General features: G+C 64.7%; 16 protein-coding genes. 8 read left to right on the top strand and 8 right to left on the bottom strand.

The annotated features are described in order from the left end of the window. Positions 1-3: 3 nt before the first annotated feature. Both glyS and glyQ read right to left on the bottom strand, forming a co-directional pair. The gene (gene glyS / locus CRO75_RS20510) at positions 4-2,058 is read right to left on the bottom strand and encodes a glycine--tRNA ligase subunit beta (protein ID WP_007921024.1); all 2,055 of its coding nucleotides are present in this window, start codon (positions 2,056-2,058) and stop codon (positions 4-6) included. After that, positions 2,055-3,008: a glycine--tRNA ligase subunit alpha gene (glyQ, locus tag CRO75_RS20505; RefSeq protein WP_022641565.1), complete on the bottom strand. Its 954-nt coding sequence runs from the start codon at positions 3,006-3,008 to the stop codon at positions 2,055-2,057. The genes glyS and glyQ overlap by 4 nt, the downstream gene beginning before the upstream one ends. 81 nt (positions 3,009-3,089) lie before the next feature. On the opposite strand from glyQ, the gene tag reads away from it, so the two are divergent. From tag to CRO75_RS20490, 3 genes are all read left to right on the top strand, one after another. Continuing rightward, positions 3,090-3,653 (top strand): DNA-3-methyladenine glycosylase I, encoded by a 564-nt coding sequence (gene tag / locus CRO75_RS20500; protein ID WP_097137752.1) that lies wholly within the window; start codon positions 3,090-3,092, stop codon positions 3,651-3,653. Positions 3,654-3,697: 44 nt separating this feature from the next. Then, complete coding sequence (locus CRO75_RS20495) at positions 3,698-4,585, top strand: lysophospholipid acyltransferase (RefSeq protein WP_009041476.1); 888 nt, start codon at positions 3,698-3,700, stop codon at positions 4,583-4,585. A 70-nt stretch (positions 4,586-4,655) separates the two neighbouring features. Then, on the top strand, positions 4,656-4,895 hold the full coding sequence (locus CRO75_RS20490) for a pilus protein PilZ (protein ID WP_009041477.1): 240 nt from the start codon (positions 4,656-4,658) through the stop codon (positions 4,893-4,895). Between the two features lie 161 nt (positions 4,896-5,056). Here the strand turns inward: CRO75_RS20490 and CRO75_RS20485 are convergent, their stop codons facing one another. From CRO75_RS20485 to def, 5 genes are all read right to left on the bottom strand, one after another. Further along, positions 5,057-5,380, bottom strand: coding sequence for a tetratricopeptide repeat protein (locus tag CRO75_RS20485; RefSeq protein WP_009041478.1), 324 nt, complete (start codon positions 5,378-5,380; stop codon positions 5,057-5,059). A gap of 118 nt (positions 5,381-5,498) precedes the next feature. Continuing rightward, the gene (trkA, locus tag CRO75_RS20480; RefSeq protein WP_038583358.1) at positions 5,499-6,872 is read right to left on the bottom strand and encodes a Trk system potassium transporter TrkA; all 1,374 of its coding nucleotides are present in this window, start codon (positions 6,870-6,872) and stop codon (positions 5,499-5,501) included. Between the two features lie 24 nt (positions 6,873-6,896). Beyond that, positions 6,897-8,222 (bottom strand): 16S rRNA (cytosine(967)-C(5))-methyltransferase RsmB, encoded by a 1,326-nt coding sequence (gene rsmB / locus CRO75_RS20475; protein ID WP_097137749.1) that lies wholly within the window; start codon positions 8,220-8,222, stop codon positions 6,897-6,899. Then, entirely contained in the window at positions 8,219-9,178 is a 960-nt protein-coding gene (gene fmt / locus CRO75_RS20470; RefSeq protein ID WP_097137747.1) for a methionyl-tRNA formyltransferase, read from the bottom strand. The genes rsmB and fmt overlap by 4 nt, the downstream gene beginning before the upstream one ends. 69 nt (positions 9,179-9,247) lie before the next feature. Next, positions 9,248-9,754, bottom strand: coding sequence for a peptide deformylase (def, locus tag CRO75_RS20465; RefSeq protein WP_009041482.1), 507 nt, complete (start codon positions 9,752-9,754; stop codon positions 9,248-9,250). A gap of 152 nt (positions 9,755-9,906) precedes the next feature. Between def and CRO75_RS20460 the strand changes: the two genes are divergently transcribed. The 3 genes from CRO75_RS20460 to CRO75_RS20450 all read left to right on the top strand — a co-directional run bounded on the left by CRO75_RS20460 (position 9,907) and on the right by CRO75_RS20450 (position 12,878). Next, positions 9,907-10,932 carry a LysM domain-containing protein gene (locus tag CRO75_RS20460; protein WP_097137745.1) on the top strand — a complete coding sequence of 342 codons (1,026 nt, stop codon included), beginning with the start codon at positions 9,907-9,909 and terminating at the stop codon, positions 10,930-10,932. Positions 10,933-11,013: 81 nt separating this feature from the next. After that, a complete protein-coding gene (dprA, locus tag CRO75_RS20455) occupies positions 11,014-12,123 on the top strand; it encodes a DNA-processing protein DprA (protein ID WP_097137743.1) in 1,110 nt (369 codons plus the stop codon). A 197-nt stretch (positions 12,124-12,320) separates the two neighbouring features. Continuing rightward, positions 12,321-12,878 carry a Sua5/YciO/YrdC/YwlC family protein gene (locus tag CRO75_RS20450; RefSeq protein WP_062824130.1) on the top strand — a complete coding sequence of 186 codons (558 nt, stop codon included), beginning with the start codon at positions 12,321-12,323 and terminating at the stop codon, positions 12,876-12,878. A 52-nt stretch (positions 12,879-12,930) separates the two neighbouring features. Here the strand turns inward: CRO75_RS20450 and CRO75_RS20445 are convergent, their stop codons facing one another. Continuing rightward, complete coding sequence (locus CRO75_RS20445) at positions 12,931-13,908, bottom strand: NADPH:quinone reductase (protein ID WP_097137741.1); 978 nt, start codon at positions 13,906-13,908, stop codon at positions 12,931-12,933. A 168-nt stretch (positions 13,909-14,076) separates the two neighbouring features. Between CRO75_RS20445 and hemF the strand changes: the two genes are divergently transcribed. After that, the gene (gene hemF, locus CRO75_RS20440) at positions 14,077-14,994 is read left to right on the top strand and encodes an oxygen-dependent coproporphyrinogen oxidase (protein WP_009041486.1); all 918 of its coding nucleotides are present in this window, start codon (positions 14,077-14,079) and stop codon (positions 14,992-14,994) included. 115 nt (positions 14,995-15,109) lie between these two features. Further along, entirely contained in the window at positions 15,110-15,931 is an 822-nt protein-coding gene (aroE, locus tag CRO75_RS20435) for a shikimate dehydrogenase (RefSeq protein ID WP_007926203.1), read from the top strand. Positions 15,932-16,040 lie beyond the last annotated feature (109 nt).

Genomic DNA, 16,040 nt, shown 5'->3' with positions numbered 1-16,040 from the left:
GCCTTACCCCAGCAACGAGATGTCGGCGACACCGAGGAACAGACCTCGCAGACGTGCCAGCAGCGCGTAGCGGTTGGCCCGCACGTTGGCGTCTTCGGCGTTGACCATCACCTTCTCGAAGAAGGCATCGACCGGCTCGCGCAGGGCGGCCAGGCGGGCCAGGGTCTCGCTGTACTGGCGCGCCGCGGCCATTGGCTGCACGGCCTGGTCCGCTTGCTGGATCGCCGAGTACAGGGAGAACTCGTTGGCATTGTCGAAGTACTTGGCTTCCACGGTGGTCGGCACGCTGCCTTCGACCTTGCTCAGCAGGTTCGAAACGCGCTTGTTCACCGCGGCCAATGCGGCGGCTTCCGGCAGCTTGCGGAAGGCCTGCACGGCCTGCACGCGCTGGTCGAAGTCCAGGGCCGAACCCGGCTTCAGGGCACGGACCGACAGGTAGGTGGCGACATCCACGCCTTCGTCTTCGTAACGGGCACGCAGACGGTCGAAGATGAACTCCAGGACCTGATCGGCCAGGCCGGCGCTCTTGACCTTGCTGCCGAACGCGCTGACGGCGAACGCCACGGCTTCGGTCAGGTCCAGGTCGAGCTTCTTGTCGATCAGGATGCGCAGCACGCCCAGCGCGGCACGACGCAGCGCGTACGGGTCCTTGCTGCCGGTTGGCAGCATGCCGATGCCGAAGATGCCGACCAGGGTGTCGAGCTTGTCGGCGATGGCCACGGCGGCACCGGTGACGGTGCTTGGCAGCTCGGCGCCGGCGCCACGTGGCATGTACTGCTCGTTCAGCGCCAGGGCGACGTCTTCCGGCTCACCGTCATTGAGGGCGTAGTAGTAACCGGCGATGCCTTGCATTTCCGGGAACTCGCCGACCATTTCGGTGGCCAGGTCGCACTTCGACAGCAGGCCCGCGCGCGCGGCACGCTGGGCGTCGCCGCCGATGCGCGGGGCGATGAACGCGGCCAGTTTCGAGACGCGCTCGGCCTTGTCGTAGACGCTGCCCAGCTTCTCCTGGAACACCACGTTCTGCAGGCGCTGGTTGAAGTCTTCGAGCTTCTGTTTCTTGTCCTGCTTGAAGAAGAATTCGGCGTCGGTCAGGCGTGGGCGAACGACTTTCTCGTTGCCCTCGATGATCTGGCGCGGGTCCTTGCTTTCGATGTTGGCCACGGTGATGAAACGCGGCAGCAGCTTGCCGTCGACGTCCAGCAGGCAGAAGTATTTCTGGTTGTCCTGCATGGTGGTGATCAGGGCTTCCTGCGGCACTTCGAGGAAACGCTCCTCGAACGAGCAAACCAGCGGCACCGGCCATTCCACCAGGGCGGTCACTTCGTCCAGCAAATCAGCTGGAACGATGGCGGTGCCTTCCTGCAGGCGCGCCAGTTCTTCGGTGCGCTTGCTGATCAGCTCGCGACGCTCGTTGGCGTCGGCCAGCACGTAGGCGGCGCGCAGGTCGTCCAGATAGTTGGCCGGCGAGGTGATGCGCACGCTTTGCGGGTGATGGAAGCGGTGGCCACGGGAGTCGCGACCGGCTTTCTGGGCGAGGATGGTGCAGTCGATGACCTGGTCACCGAGCAGCATCACCAGCCATTGGGTCGGACGCACGAACTCTTCCTTGCGCGCAGCCCAACGCATGCGTTTCGGAATCGGCAGGTCGTTCAGCGAGTCTTCGACGATGGTCGGCAGCAGGCTGGCGGTCGGCTTGCCCTTGATGCTCTGGCTGTAGCGCAGCTTCGGCCCGCTCTGGTCGATTTCGCTCAGGTCCACGCCACATTTCTTGGCGAAGCCCAGGGCAGCCTGGGTCGGGTTGCCTTCGGCGTCGAAGGCGGCCTGGCGCGGCGGGCCGTCGAGGTTGATGCTGCGATCCGGCTGCTGGGTGGCCAGGCCGCTGATCAGCACCGCCAGGCGGCGTGGTGCGGCGTAGACATGTTTGGTTTCGAAGTTCAGGCCGGCGGCCTGCAGGCCTTTTTCGATACCGCCCAGGAAGGCTTCGGCCAGGGTGTTCAGTGCTTTGGGTGGCAGTTCTTCAGTGCCCAGTTCAACCAGAAAATCTTGCGCACTCATTGTGCCGCCTCCAACTTAGCCAACACTTCATCACGCAGGTCCGGGGTTGCCATCGGGAAGCCCAGCTTGGCGCGGGCCAGCAGGTAGGCTTGCGCGACGGAACGCGCCAGGGTGCGCACACGCAGGATGTACTGCTGACGCGCGGTCACGGAGATCGCGCGACGGGCATCCAGCAGGTTGAAGGTGTGCGAGGCCTTGAGGACCATTTCATAGCTCGGCAGCGGCAGCGGCTGATCCAGCTCGATCAGGCGCTTGGCTTCGCTTTCGTAGAAATCGAACAGTTCGAACAGCTTGTCGACGTTGGCGTGTTCGAAGTTGTAGGTCGACTGCTCCACTTCGTTCTGGTGGAACACGTCGCCATAGGTCACCTTGCCGAACGGGCCGTCGGCCCAGACCAGGTCGTAGACCGAATCCACGCCCTGCAGGTACATGGCCAGGCGTTCCAGGCCGTAGGTGATCTCGCCGGTCACCGGGTAGCACTCGATGCCACCGGCTTGCTGGAAGTAGGTGAACTGGGTCACTTCCATGCCGTTGAGCCAGACTTCCCAGCCCAGGCCCCAGGCACCGAGGGTCGGCGATTCCCAGTTGTCTTCGACGAAACGGATGTCGTGCACCAGCGGGTCGAGGCCGACGTGCTTGAGCGAGCCCAGGTACAGCTCCTGGAAGTTTTCCGGGTTCGGCTTCAAGACCACCTGGAACTGGTAGTAGTGCTGCAGACGGTTCGGGTTTTCGCCGTAGCGGCCGTCAGTCGGGCGACGACTGGGCTGCACATAAGCGGCGTTCCAGGTTTCCGGGCCGATGGCGCGCAGGAACGTGGCGGTATGGAAAGTGCCGGCGCCTACTTCCATATCGTAGGGCTGAAGTACCACACAACCTTGCTCGGCCCAGTATTGCTGGAGGGCGAGGATCAAGTCTTGGAAGGTACGCACGGCTGGCGTAGGCTGGCTCACGAAATTCACCTGTTACTTGGGCTGCGATTTAAAGAGCGGGAGTATACCCGATTCAGTTGTGCGCACGCCCACTGGAGCCTTATGCCACGCTGCTTTTGGTGCAACGAAGATCCCCTGTACATGGCGTACCACGATCAGGAGTGGGGCGTGCCGCTACGCGATGCGCAGCGTTTGTTCGAGTTGTTATTGCTCGAAGGGTTCCAGGCCGGCCTGTCCTGGATCACCGTCCTGAAGAAGCGCGAGCGCTATCGGCAAGTGCTGTTCGGCTTCGATGTGCAGCGCGTGGCGCAGATGAGCGACGCGGAAATCGACGAGTTGATGCTCGATCCCGGGATCATCCGCAACCGCCTGAAACTCGCTGCCGCGCGGCGCAATGCCCAGGCCTGGATGGCGCTGGAGGATCCGGTGGAATTCCTCTGGTCGTTCGTCGGCGGGGTGCCCAGGGTCAATCATTTCAAGGATCGCAGCGAGGTCCCGGCGGTGACTCCAGAGGCCGAGGCGATGAGCAAGGGTCTGAAAAAGGCCGGCTTCACCTTTATCGGGCCGACCATCTGTTATGCACTGATGCAGGCTTCGGGCATGGTGATGGATCACACTCGGGACTGCGATCGCTACGCCATCCTGGCAAACGGGCGGTTAGAATAACCGGCTTGCGACAAGGTTCATGACCCGGATATCAGGAGTCACCTGTGGATAAGTTTAAAGGCGCCCTGTTGGTGGGCGCTCTGCGATTGTTTGCCCTGCTGCCCTGGCGCGCGGTGCAGGCGGTCGGTTCGGCCATCGGCTGGATCATGTGGAAGACCCCCAACCGTTCCCGCGATGTGGTGCGGATCAACCTGGCCAAGTGCTTTCCGCAGATGGACGCCGCCGAGCGCGAGCGTTTAGTGGGACAGAGCCTGAAAGACATCGGCAAGTCCCTGACTGAAAGCGCCTGCGCCTGGATCTGGCCGGCCGAGCGTTCGATCGCCCTGGTGCGTGAAGTCGAGGGCCTCGAGGTGCTGCAAGAAGCGCTGGCGTCGGGCAAGGGCGTGGTCGGCATCACCAGCCACCTGGGCAACTGGGAAGTGCTCAACCACTTCTATTGCAGCCAGTGCAAACCGATCATTTTCTACCGCCCGCCGAAGCTCAAGGCGGTGGACGAACTGCTGCGCAAGCAGCGGGTCCAGCTGGGCAACCGGGTGGCGGCCTCGACCAAGGAAGGCATCCTCAGCGTCATCAAGGAAGTGCGCAAAGGGGGGGCGGTGGGCATTCCCGCCGACCCGGAACCGGCCGAATCCGCCGGGATCTTCGTGCCCTTCTTCGCCACCCAGGCGCTGACCAGCAAGTTCGTGCCGAACATGCTCGCCGGCGGCAAGGCGGTCGGGGTGTTCCTGCATGCGCTGCGCCTGCCCGACGGTTCGGGCTACAAGGTGATCCTCGAAGCCGCGCCGGACGCGATGTACAGCACCGACACCGAAACCTCCTGCGCGGCGATGAGCCAGGTGGTCGAGCGCTATGTGCGGGCTTATCCGAGCCAGTACATGTGGAGCATGAAGCGTTTCAAGAAACGTCCGCCCGGCGAAGAACGCTGGTACTGACCGCCTGGCACGATCTGTGGATAACCTTTCGCCCAAGGTTATCCGCAAAGGCTGAAGCAGAGCACAGCATATGCCCGATTCGCGCAAATCCCTGAGGATCAAGATCCAGCACGAAAGCTTCGGCGAGTGCCTGGGCCAGACGCGCAACCTGTCCGCCAGCGGGGTCTACGTCAAGCACCCGGCACTGGCGGCGCTGCCCAAGGGCGCGGTGGTCTACGGCCAGGTGCAAGGTCTGCCGATGAACGCGCCGCGGGTGAAGATGGAGGTGGTGCTGGTGGACGCCGAGGGCATCGGCCTGCGTTACCTGTGACGCGGCCGGACATTGCCTCTGTAGCCGCTGCCGAGCTTGCGAGGCTGCGATCGACCGCGAAGCGGGCGCAAGACCAGACGCTGCGATTCGCCTGACAATCCCGGTGTTCAGGTTTAGCGAGGACTACGTCCTCGTACGCAGCCTCGCTCACTCGGCAGCGGCTACAGTCCGCCTTTGCCCTGGCGCTCGAGCTTCTTGAGGAACACCGTCATTTCCTTTTCTGCCTGCTTGTCGCCATGCCCACGGGCTGCTTCCAGGCCCTGCTCCCAGGCCTGGCGCGCCGCCGGATAGTCCTCCAGGCCTTGATAGGCCTTGCCCAGCAGCTTCCACGCCGCCGAATACTTGGGGTCGAAACCGACGCAGCGTTGCAGGTGTTCGGCGGCCTTGGCGTATTCGTGCAGATCCAGATAACCCTTGCCCAGGCCGAAGCGCAGCAGCGAGTTATCCATGCCCTTGGCGAGCATTTTTTCCAGGGATTCGAGCATCGTTGTCACTCCTGTGGACTCTTGTAGCCGCTGCCGCAGACTGCGACAGGTCCGGAGGACCTCCTGCGGGTCGGAGATCGCCGCGCCCCTGCGGCAGCGGCTACAGGACGGCGTTGGATCAGAAAAAGCTCAACCCCACGTGGAACAGCTTTTCCACATCGCGGATATGTTTTTTATCCACAAGGAACAGAATCACGTGGTCGCCGGCTTCGATCACCGTGTCGTCGTGGGCGATCAGCACTTCCTCGTCGCGGATGATCGCGCCGATGGTGGTGCCTGGCGGCAGCGTAATGTCCTCGATGGCGCGGCCGATCACCTTGCTCGATTTGGCATCGCCATGGGCAATCGCCTCGATGGCTTCCGCCGCGCCACGGCGCAGCGAGTGCACGCTGACGATATCGCCACGGCGCACGTGGGCCAGCAGGGTGCCGATGGTGGCCAACTGCGGGCTGATGGCGATATCGATATCGCCGCCCTGGATCAGGTCGACATAGGCCGGGTTGTTGATGATGGTCATCACCTTCTTCGCCCCCAGGCGCTTGGCCAGGAGCGAGGACATGATGTTGGCCTCGTCGTCGTTGGTCAGGGCCAGGAAGATATCGGCGTCGGCGATGTTCTCTTCCATCAGCAGGTCGCGGTCCGAGGCGCTGCCTTGCAGGACCACGGTGCTGTCGAGGTTGTCCGAGAGGTAGCGGCAACGCGCCGGGTTCATCTCGATGATCTTCACCTGGTAACGGCTTTCGATGGCTTCGGCCAGGCGTTCGCCGATCTGCCCGCCGCCGGCGATGACAATGCGTTTGTAGGATTCGTCGAGGCGGCGCATCTCGCTCATCACCGCGCGGATGTTGGCCTTGGCGGCGATGAAGAACACTTCGTCGTCGGCCTCGATCACCGTATCGCCCTGGGGCAGGATCGGCCGGTCACGGCGGAAGATCGCCGCGACGCGGGTGTCGACATTGGGCATGTGCTCGCGCAGCTGGCGCAGTTGCTGCCCCACCAGCGGCCCGCCGTAATAGGCCCTGACCGCCACCAGCTGGGCCTTGCCTTCGGCGAAGTCGATCACCTGCAGGGCGCCGGGGTGTTCGATCAGGCGCTTGATGTAGTTGGTCACCACCTGTTCCGGGCTGATCAGCACGTCGACCGGAATCGCCTCGTTGTCGAACAGGCCGGCGCGGGTCAGGTAGGCCGCTTCGCGAACCCGGGCGATCTTGGTCGGGGTGTGGAACAGGGTATGGGCGACCTGGCAGGCGACCATGTTGGTTTCGTCGCTATTGGTCACCGCGACCAGCATGTCGGCATCGTCGGCGCCGGCCTGGCGCAGTACCGTGGGGAACGAACCGCGGCCCTGTACGGTGCGGATGTCCAGGCGGTCGCCGAGATCGCGCAGGCGATCGCCGTCAGTGTCGACCACCGTGATGTCGTTGGCTTCGCTGGCCAGATGTTCCGCCAGGGAACCGCCCACCTGCCCTGCTCCGAGGATGATGATCTTCATCCAGTCACTCCCTTCGAACCTTTCTTAACCGCGCGCGGCGGCAATCTTGATCAGCTTGGCGTAGTAGAACCCGTCGTGGCCGCCCTCTTGCGCCAACAGCTGGCGACCGTGGGGTTGCTTCAGGCCGGCCGGAGGCTGACCCAGTTGCCCGGCGATGTCCAGTTCGCGAGCACCCGGGGTACGGGCCAGGAAAGCCTCGATGACCTCGGTGTTTTCAGTCGGCAAGGTTGAGCAGGTGGCGTACAGCAGGATGCCGCCGACTTCCAGGGTCGACCACATGGCGTCCAGCAGTTCGCCTTGCAGGCTGGCCAGGGCGGCGATGTCGTCGGCCTGACGGGTGAGCTTGATATCCGGGTGGCGACGGATCACCCCGGTGGCCGAACACGGCGCGTCCAGCAGGATGCGCTGGAACGGCTTGCCGTCCCACCATTTGGCGGTGTCGCGGCCGTCGGCGGCGATCAGCTCGGCGTTCAGCCCCAGGCGGTCGAGGTTCTCCTGGACGCGCACCAGGCGCTTGGCTTCCAGGTCCACCGCGACCACGCCGGCCAGCGCGGGCTCGACTTCGAGGATGTGGCAGGTCTTGCCGCCGGGCGCGCAGCAGGCGTCCAGCACCCGCTGTCCCGGTGCCAGTTCCAGCAGCTCGGCGGCCAGTTGCGCGGCTTCGTCCTGCACGCTGATCCAGCCTTCGGCGAAGCCCGGCAGGGCGCGCACGTCGGCGGCTTCATCGAGCACGATGCCGTCCTGGCTGTAGACGCAAGGCTTGGCGGCAACGCCGGCCTCGCCCAGCAACTGGAGGTAAGCGATGCGGGAATGGTGGCGGCGGTTGACCCGCAGGATCATCGGCGGATGGGCGTTGTTGGCGGCACAGATGGCTTCCCACTGCTCGGGCCAGAATGCCTTGAGGGACTTTTGCAGCCAGCGCGGATGGGCGGTACGCACCACCGGGTCGCGCTCCAGCTCGGCGAACAGCGCTTCGCTCTCGCGTTGAGCACGGCGCAGCACCGCGTTGATCAGCGCCTTGGCCCAGGGCTTTTTCAGTTTGTCGGCGCAGCCCACGGTTTCGCCGATGGCGGCATGTGCCGGGACGCGGGTGTAGAGCAATTGATAGAGGCCCACCAGCAGCAGCGCCTCGACGTCGGCATCGGCCGCCTTGAACGGCTTCTGCAACAGCTTGGCGGCCAGCGCCGCCAGCCGTGGCTGCCAGCGCGCGGTACCGAAAGCCAAGTCCTGGGTGAAGCCGCGATCGCGCGCTTCGACCTTGTCCAGCAGGGTTGGCAGCGAGCTGTTGAGCGAGGCTTTACCGTTGAGGACCGAGGTCAGGGCCTTGGCGGCGGCCAGACGCGGGTTCATTGGGCGTCCGCCGCTTGTCCGAGCACGGTGCCGGTGGCGAATTTCTCGCGGCGGCTGTTGAACAGGTCGCTGAAGTTCAGCGCCTTGCCGCCGGGCAATTGCAGGCGGGTCAGGCACAGCGCCTGCTCACCGCAGGCGACGAGCAGGCCGTCCTTGCTGGCGCCGAGGATGGTCCCCGGTGCGCCCTTGCCTTCGGCGAGGCTGGCGGCCAGCACCTTCAGCGCTTCGCCGTTCAGCGTGCTGTGGCAGATCGGCCAGGGGTTGAAGGCTCGCACCAGGCGCTCCAGCTCCAGCGCAGGGCGGCTCCAGTCGATCCGCGCTTCGTCCTTGTTCAATTTATGGGCGTAGGTGGCCAGGCTGTCGTCCTGCACTTCGCCTTGCAGGGTTGCGGTGGCGAGGCCGGCGATGGCCTGCACCACGGCCGGCGGGCCCATTTCGGCGAGACGGTCATGCAGGCTGCCGCCGGTGTCGGTGGCGCTGATCGGGGTGCTGACCTTGAGCAGCATCGGTCCGGTGTCCAGGCCGGCTTCCATGCGCATCACGGTCACGCCGCTCTCGGCGTCGCCGGCTTCCACGGCGCGCTGGATCGGCGCCGCCCCGCGCCAGCGTGGCAGCAACGAGGCGTGGCTGTTGATGCAGCCCAGGCGCGGAATATCCAGCACCGCCTGCGGCAGGATCAGGCCGTAGGCGACCACCACCATCAGGTCCGGCGCGAGGGCCGCCAGTTCGGCCTGGGCCTGCGGGTCGCGCAGGGTCTGCGGTTGCAGCACGGGAATGTCGTGCTCCAGCGCCAGCTGCTTGACCGGGCTCGGCATCAGCTTTTGCCCGCGCCCGGCCGGGCGGTCCGGCTGGGTGTAGACCGCGACGATCTCGTAAGGGCTGTCGAGCAGGGCCTTGAGGTGTTCGGCGGCAAATTCCGGGGTGCCGGCAAAGACGATGCGCAGTGGCTCAGTCATGGGAGTTCTCGGTAATAAACACGCGGAAAAGAAAAAGGCTTGCCGCTGCAAGCCTTTGAAAGAAGGGAATCAAGCTTGCTGACGATGCTGCTTTTCCAGCTTCTTCTTGATCCGGTCGCGTTTGAGCGTGGACAGGTAATCGACGAACAATTTGCCGTTGAGGTGGTCGCATTCGTGCTGGATGCACACCGCGAGCAGGCCTTCGGCGATCAGTTCGTAAGGTTGGCCGTCACGGTCCAGGGCCTTGATTTTCACGCGTTGCGGACGATCGACGTTCTCGTAGAAGCCCGGTACCGACAGGCAGCCTTCCTGGTACTGGCCCATTTCGTCGGTGAGCGCTTCGAACTCGGGGTTGATGAACACCCGTGGCTCGCTGCGGTCTTCGGACAGGTCCATGACCACGATGCGCTTGTGCACGTTGACCTGGGTAGCGGCCAGGCCGATGCCGGGCGCCTCATACATTGTTTCAAACATGTCGTCGACCAACTGACGCACTTCGTCGTCCACTACGGCCACTGGTTTGGCGATAGTGCGCAGGCGCGAGTCGGGGAATTCGAGGATGTTTAAAATGGCCATAAGCGTAATTGCTACACGTGTGAAGTAAGTTCGGAGTCGGAGGCCTTGCGGGTTCTGGAAGGGCAACCGTTGTAAAACGTGCTCGGTCAGGAGCAGGGAGCGCACAGGCGCTGGCGTTTCACGCGAATACACATAATAAAGGGATTCACCGCATGAGGAAATCACTACTCGCCTTGCTGCTCGTGGGCTGGGCCGGTTTCGGCCAGGCGCAGGTGCCGCTCCGGGAGGGTTATCCACAGCGCTACACCGTAGTGGCGGGCGATACCTTGTGGAGCATCGCCAGCCGCTTCCTGCGCGATCCCTGGCAATGGCCGGCGCTCTGGCAGGCCAATTCCAGCCTCGCCGACCCCGACCTGATCTACCCCGGTGACTCCCTGGCGCTGGTCCGGGTCGATGGCGAACCACGCCTGACCCTGGAGCGCGGCGCTTCCCGGGGCACTGTCAAGCTCTCGCCCCAGGTGCGCCGCACGCCGCTGGCCGAGGCGATCCCGAGCATCCCACTGCAGGCCATCGACAGCTTTCTGCTGAGCAACCGCATCCTCGACCGGGCCGACGCCTTCGACAGCGCGCCCTACATAGTCGCCGGCGATGCCGAACGGGTACTCAGCGGCACCGGCGACCGGATCTTCGCGCGCGGCCGCTTCGACCCGGAGCAATCGGCCTACGGCATCTTCCGCCAGGGCAAGACCTACACCGACCCGCAGAGTGGTGAAGTACTGGGGATCAATGCCGACGAAATCGGCGGCGGCGAGGTGGTCGCGGTCGAGGGCGATATCGCCACCCTGCAATTGCAGCGCACCACCCAGGAAGTGCGCCTGGGCGACCGCCTGTTCGGCGGCGAGCCGCGGGTCATCAACTCGACCTTTGTCCCCAGTGCGCCGAGCCGGGCGGTCGAAGGCCTGATCATCGACGTGCCACGGGGTGTCACCCAGATCGGTGCGTTGGATGTGGTGACGTTGAACAAGGGACGGCGCGATGGCCTGGCTGAAGGCAACGTGCTGGCGGTAATGAAAACCGGCGAAACCGTGCGCGACCGGGTAGCCGGTGGACAAGTGAAGATGCCGGATGAGCGGGCCGGTCTGCTGATGGTTTTCCGCACCTACGACAAGCTCAGTTACGGCCTGGTGCTCAATGCTTCCCGTTCCCTGGCGATCATGGACAAAGTCCGTAACCCGTAAAAACCCTCAACAAGTTACCAACAGAGTTATCCACAGCTTATTCCAGCTGCGACCGGGCTTATAACGATCAAGGATGATCCTATGTCACTGCCTGCCCAGGCTCCGGTTTCCCCCGCGGAACTGGAAGCCCGTCTACGTTTGCACCGCTTGCCCGACCTCGGCCCGAAGCGCTTTCAGCTGCTGCTCGAAGCCTTCGGTTCGGCCTCCAAGGCCATCAGCGCACCGGCCAGCGCCTGGCGCGCGCTGGGCCTGCCGGCGGGCGCGGCCGAGGCCCGGCGCAATGCCGAAGTGCGTGATGGCGCCAGCCATGCATTGGCCTGGCTGGAGCGTCCGGGCCAGCATTTACTGATGTGGGACCAGCCTGACTACCCGCCGCTGTTGAATGAAATCGCCGATGCGCCACCGCTGCTGTTTGTCGCTGGCGACCCACGCATCCTGGAAAAACCGCAGTTGGCGGTGGTCGGCAGTCGTCGCGCTTCGCGGCCCGGGATGGACACCGCCGCGGCCTTTTCCCGCAGCCTGGCCGCGGCCGGTTTTGTCATCACCAGCGGCCTGGCGCTGGGGATCGATGGCGCGGCGCACCAGGCCGCTCTGGAGGTTGGCGGGCAGACCGTCGGCGTGCTCGGCACCGGCCTGGAAAAATTTTATCCACAGCGCAACCGGCGCCTGGCCGATGCCATGATCGCCCAGGGCAGCGCGCTGGTTTCCGAGTTCCCGCTGGAGACCGGGCCCCACGCCAGCCACTTTCCCCGGCGCAACCGGATCATCAGCGGCCTGTCCCTTGGCGTGCTGGTGGTGGAGGCCAGCGTCGCCAGTGGTTCGCTGATCACCGCCCGGCTCGCCGCCGAGCAAGGCCGCGAGGTGTATGCGATACCCGGGTCGATCCATCACCCCGGAGCCCGGGGCTGTCATCAGCTGATTCGCGATGGCGCGGTGCTGGTGGAAACCATCGAACATATCCTCGAAGCCCTGCGTGGCTGGCAACGGCTGCCGTTATCCACAGCCCCGCCAACAGCCGCGCCCGCTCACCCGTTGCTGGCGCTGTTGCATGCCGCGCCGCAGACCAGCGAGGGCCTGGTGCAGGCCAGTGGCTGGAGCCTGCCCAGGGTGCTGGCGGCGCTCACCGAACTGGAGCTGGGGGGCCATGCGACGTGCGAAGGCGGTTGCTGGTTTGCCCGGGCAAAAGGCTAAGGCTCTGTACGAAAAGCGGCTGCGCTCGGCCATGCTGCGTTAAAAACAGGCTCGGAATGCTCATTTAGGCCCCTAAACTCCGCTTCCTCGCCTGTTTTTGCCTTGCCTGGCCTTCGCTCGCCGACTTTTCGTACAGACCCTAGGTTTTATAGGCAGGATCGGTAAACTGCGCACAGCCTTAATCCGGAGAGTCAGCAATGGTCAGCAGTTGGCGTGTGCAACAAGCCGCACGAGAAATTCGCGCAGGGGCGGTGATTGCCTATCCAACCGAAGCAGTCTGGGGGTTGGGTTGCGACCCGTGGAACGAAGAGGCGGTGGATCGGTTGCTGGCCATCAAGTCGCGCTCCGTGGACAAGGGCCTGATCCTGATCGCCGACAACATCCGCCAGTTCGATTTTCTCTTCGAGGATTTCCCCCAGGAATGGCTCGATCGCATGGCCAGCACCTGGCCGGGCCCGAACACCTGGCTGGTACCCCATCAGAATCTGTTGCCGGAATGGGTCACCGGGGTCCACGACACCGTGGCCCTGCGAGTCAGCGATCATCCACTGGTGCGTGAGTTGTGCGCCTTGGTGGGGCCGCTGATTTCCACCTCGGCCAACCCTCAGGGACGCCCTGCGGCCCGCACGCGGATTCGCGTCGAGCAGTATTTCCGCGGGGAGCTGGACATGGTCCTGGGCGGCAGCCTGGGCGGGCGCAAGAACCCGAGCCTGATCCGCGACCTGGTGACCGGCAAGATCGTGCGTCCGGCCTGACACCGCGTCGTCGTTTATCGCGGGCAAGCCGGATCGCCGCCCGCGATGCATTTCAAGGCAACAGAATGGTCGAACCCGTGGTGCGTCGCGCCGCCAGTTCGGTCTGCGCCTTCGCCGCTTCCGCCAGCGGATAACGCTGGCCGATCTCGATCTTCAGCTTGCCGCTGGCGATCATGGCGAACAGATCGTCGGCCATGGCCTGCAGGTTCTCGGCGTTGTTGGCGTAGGTGCCCAGGGTCGGACGGGTGACGTACAGCGAGCCCTTGGCCGCCAGGATGCCCAGGTTGACCCCCTCCACCGCGCCCGAGGCGTTGCCGAAGCTGACCATCAGGCCCCGTGGCTGCAGGCAGTCCAGCGAGGTCAGCCAGGTGTCCTTGCCCACGCCGTCGTAGACCACCGGGCATTTCTTGCCGTCGGTCAGCTCCAGCACGCGCTTGGCCACGTCTTCATGGCTGTAGTCGATGGTTTCCCAGGCACCGAGGGATTTCGCCAGCGCGGCTTTCTGCGGCGAGCTGACGGTGCCGATCAGCTTCACCCCCAGGGCCTTGGCCCACTGACAGGCAAGCAGCCCGACCCCGCCGGCGGCGGCGTGGAACAGCACGGTCTCGCCGCCCTTGAGTTCGTAGGTCTGGCGCAGCAGGTACTGCACGGTCAGGCCCTTGAGCATCACCCCGGCCGCCTGTTCGAAGCTGATGCTGTCCGGCAGGTGCACCAAATTGTCCGCGGGCAGCACATGCAGCTCGCTGTAGGCACCCAGCGGGCCGCTGCCATAGGCCACTCGATCGCCGACCTTGAAGCGGGTCACGGCGCTGCCCACCGCCTCGACCACCCCGGCCCCTTCGGCGCCCAGGCCCGATGGCAAGGCCGGTGGCGCGTAGAGGCCGCTGCGGTAGTAGGTGTCGATGAAGTTCAGGCCGATGGCCTTGTTGCTCACGCGGACCTGTTGCGGGCCCGGTTCGGCGGGTTGGTAATCCACATACTCGAGCACTTCCGGGCCGCCATGGGCACGGAACTGGATACGTTTGGCCATCTGCACTCTCTCCTCGGTCGTGTCGCGAAAGTGCCTTATCGGACTCCTATGCTTGACCGCCGTCAACTGCGACCGGCCCCTGTGCGGTGTTATGCTACGCGCCCATTTGCGCAGGCCCCCCGCTGTATCCCTGGCGCCGCGTAGCTTTGCCCGATTCAAGGTGATGCCATGACTACCCGCACCGAGGCCGTAAAAGCCTACCTGCTCGACCTGCAAGACCGTATTTGCGCCGCCCTGGAAGCCGAAGACGGCGGTACGCGCTTCGTCGAAGACGCCTGGACCCGACCGGCCGGCGGTGGCGGGCGCACCCGGGTGATTGCCGACGGTACGGTGATCGAGAAAGGCGGCGTCAACTTCTCCCACGTGTTTGGCAGCGGCTTGCCGCCGTCCGCCAGCGCCCACCGGCCGGAACTGGCCGGCCGTGGTTTCGAGGCGCTGGGCGTGTCGCTGGTGATCCACCCGCACAATCCGCATGTGCCGACTTCCCACGCCAACGTACGGTTCTTCATCGCCGAAAAGGCAGGCGAAGAGCCGGTCTGGTGGTTCGGCGGCGGTTTCGACCTGACCCCCTACTACGCCAACGAGGAAGACTGCGTGCACTGGCACCGCGTCGCACAAAAGGCTTGCGCGCCCTTCGGCCCGGACGTCTACCCGCGCTACAAGGCCTGGTGCGACAGCTACTTCCACATCAAGCATCGCAATGAACCGCGCGGCATCGGCGGCCTGTTCTTCGACGACCTCAACGAGTGGGACTTCGACACCAGCTTCGCCTTCATGCGCGCCATCGGCGACGCCTACCTCGAGGCCTACCTGCCGATCGTCCAGCGCCGCAAGGCCCTGGGCTATACCGAGAAGCAGCGCGAGTTCCAGGAATACCGTCGCGGCCGTTATGTCGAGTTCAACCTGGTCTACGATCGAGGCACCCTGTTCGGCCTGCAATCGGGCGGGCGTACCGAGTCGATCCTCATGTCCCTGCCGCCGCAGGTGCGCTGGGGCTACGACTGGAAAGCCGAGCCGGGCAGCGAAGAAGCGCGCCTGACCGAATATTTCCTGCAGGACCGCGACTGGCTGGCGGGCTCTGCGTAAAGCGTTGCAGCCGGCTGGCCGGCGCTGGACGATAATGCGATTGAACAGAACAGCGCAGCGTCCCTGTCGCCAGCAAGCTGGTTCCCTACAGGGATGTGCATGAGGGTTTTATTGGATGGATCAGTACGTCGTTTTTGGTAACCCGATCGGCCACAGCAAATCGCCGCTGATTCATCGGCTGTTCGCCGAGCAGACGGCGCAGCGGCTGGTTTACACCACCCTGCTGGCGCCCCTCGACGATTTTGCCGGTTGTGCCCGCGGGTTCTTCGTGGACGGGCGTGGCGCCAATGTCACGGTGCCGTTCAAGGAGGAGGCCTACCGCCTGGCCGACAGCCTGACCGCCCGCGCCCAGCGCGCTGGCGCGGTGAACACCTTGAGCAAGCTCGCCGATGGCAGCCTGTTGGGCGACAACACCGACGGCGCCGGCCTGGTGCGCGACCTGACGGTCAACGCCGGCTTCAGCCTCAAGGGCAAGCGCATTCTGCTGCTGGGCGCCGGCGGCGCGGTGCGTGGGGCGCTGGAGCCGCTGCTGGCGGAACAGCCGGCATCGGTGATCATCGCCAACCGCACGGTGGAAAAGGCCGAGCTGCTGGCCGAGCTGTTCAGCGACCTGGGGCCGGTGTCGGCCAGTGGTTTCGACTGGCTGCGCGAGCCGGTGGACCTGATCATCAACGCCACCTCGGCCAGCCTCACCGGCGACGTGCCGCCGATCGCCGCCAGTCTGATCGAGCCGGGCCAGACGGTGTGCTACGACATGATGTATGGCAAGGAGCCGACCGCCTTCTGTCGCTGGGCCAGCCAATACGGTGCGGCGATTTCCATGGATGGCCTGGGCATGCTCGCCGAACAGGCGGCGGAAGCCTTCTTCCTGTGGCGCGGTGTGCGCCCGGACACTGCGCCGGTGCTGGCGGAGCTGCGGCGCCAGCTGGCGCTCTGACACTGCTTCCTTCTTTCTATTGTAGGAGCGTGCTCGCGATAGCCGCGAAGCGGTGGTGTGACAGCCACAGCGCATCATTGTTGAGGTTCATCGCGAGCAAGCTCGCTCC

The organism is Pseudomonas sp. LAMO17WK12:I10 (genome assembly GCF_900215185.1).
GTDB lineage: Bacteria > Pseudomonadota > Gammaproteobacteria > Pseudomonadales > Pseudomonadaceae > Aquipseudomonas > Aquipseudomonas chlororaphis.
The sequence above is the reverse complement of the archived record's forward strand: the minus strand, read 5'-3'. Positions and strand labels throughout refer to the sequence as shown.

Bases quoted from the DNA above. Each gene is read 5' to 3' on its own strand.
- glyS (WP_007921024.1), bottom strand. From the start codon at position 2,058: ATGAGTGCGCAAGATTTTCTGGTTGAACTGGGCACTGAAGAACTGCCA.
- tag (WP_097137752.1), top strand. From the start codon at position 3,090: ATGCCACGCTGCTTTTGGTGCAACGAAGATCCCCTGTACATGGCGTAC.
- CRO75_RS20490 (WP_009041477.1), top strand. From the start codon at position 4,656: ATGCCCGATTCGCGCAAATCCCTGAGGATCAAGATCCAGCACGAAAGC.
- CRO75_RS20485 (WP_009041478.1), bottom strand. From the start codon at position 5,380: ATGCTCGAATCCCTGGAAAAAATGCTCGCCAAGGGCATGGATAACTCG.
- trkA (WP_038583358.1), bottom strand. From the start codon at position 6,872: ATGAAGATCATCATCCTCGGAGCAGGGCAGGTGGGCGGTTCCCTGGCG.
- rsmB (WP_097137749.1), bottom strand. From the start codon at position 8,222: ATGAACCCGCGTCTGGCCGCCGCCAAGGCCCTGACCTCGGTCCTCAAC.
- fmt (WP_097137747.1), bottom strand. From the start codon at position 9,178: ATGACTGAGCCACTGCGCATCGTCTTTGCCGGCACCCCGGAATTTGCC.
- def (WP_009041482.1), bottom strand. From the start codon at position 9,754: ATGGCCATTTTAAACATCCTCGAATTCCCCGACTCGCGCCTGCGCACT.
- CRO75_RS20460 (WP_097137745.1), top strand. From the start codon at position 9,907: ATGAGGAAATCACTACTCGCCTTGCTGCTCGTGGGCTGGGCCGGTTTC.
- dprA (WP_097137743.1), top strand. From the start codon at position 11,014: ATGTCACTGCCTGCCCAGGCTCCGGTTTCCCCCGCGGAACTGGAAGCC.
- CRO75_RS20450 (WP_062824130.1), top strand. From the start codon at position 12,321: ATGGTCAGCAGTTGGCGTGTGCAACAAGCCGCACGAGAAATTCGCGCA.
- CRO75_RS20445 (WP_097137741.1), bottom strand. From the start codon at position 13,908: ATGGCCAAACGTATCCAGTTCCGTGCCCATGGCGGCCCGGAAGTGCTC.
- hemF (WP_009041486.1), top strand. From the start codon at position 14,077: ATGACTACCCGCACCGAGGCCGTAAAAGCCTACCTGCTCGACCTGCAA.
- aroE (WP_007926203.1), top strand. From the start codon at position 15,110: ATGGATCAGTACGTCGTTTTTGGTAACCCGATCGGCCACAGCAAATCG.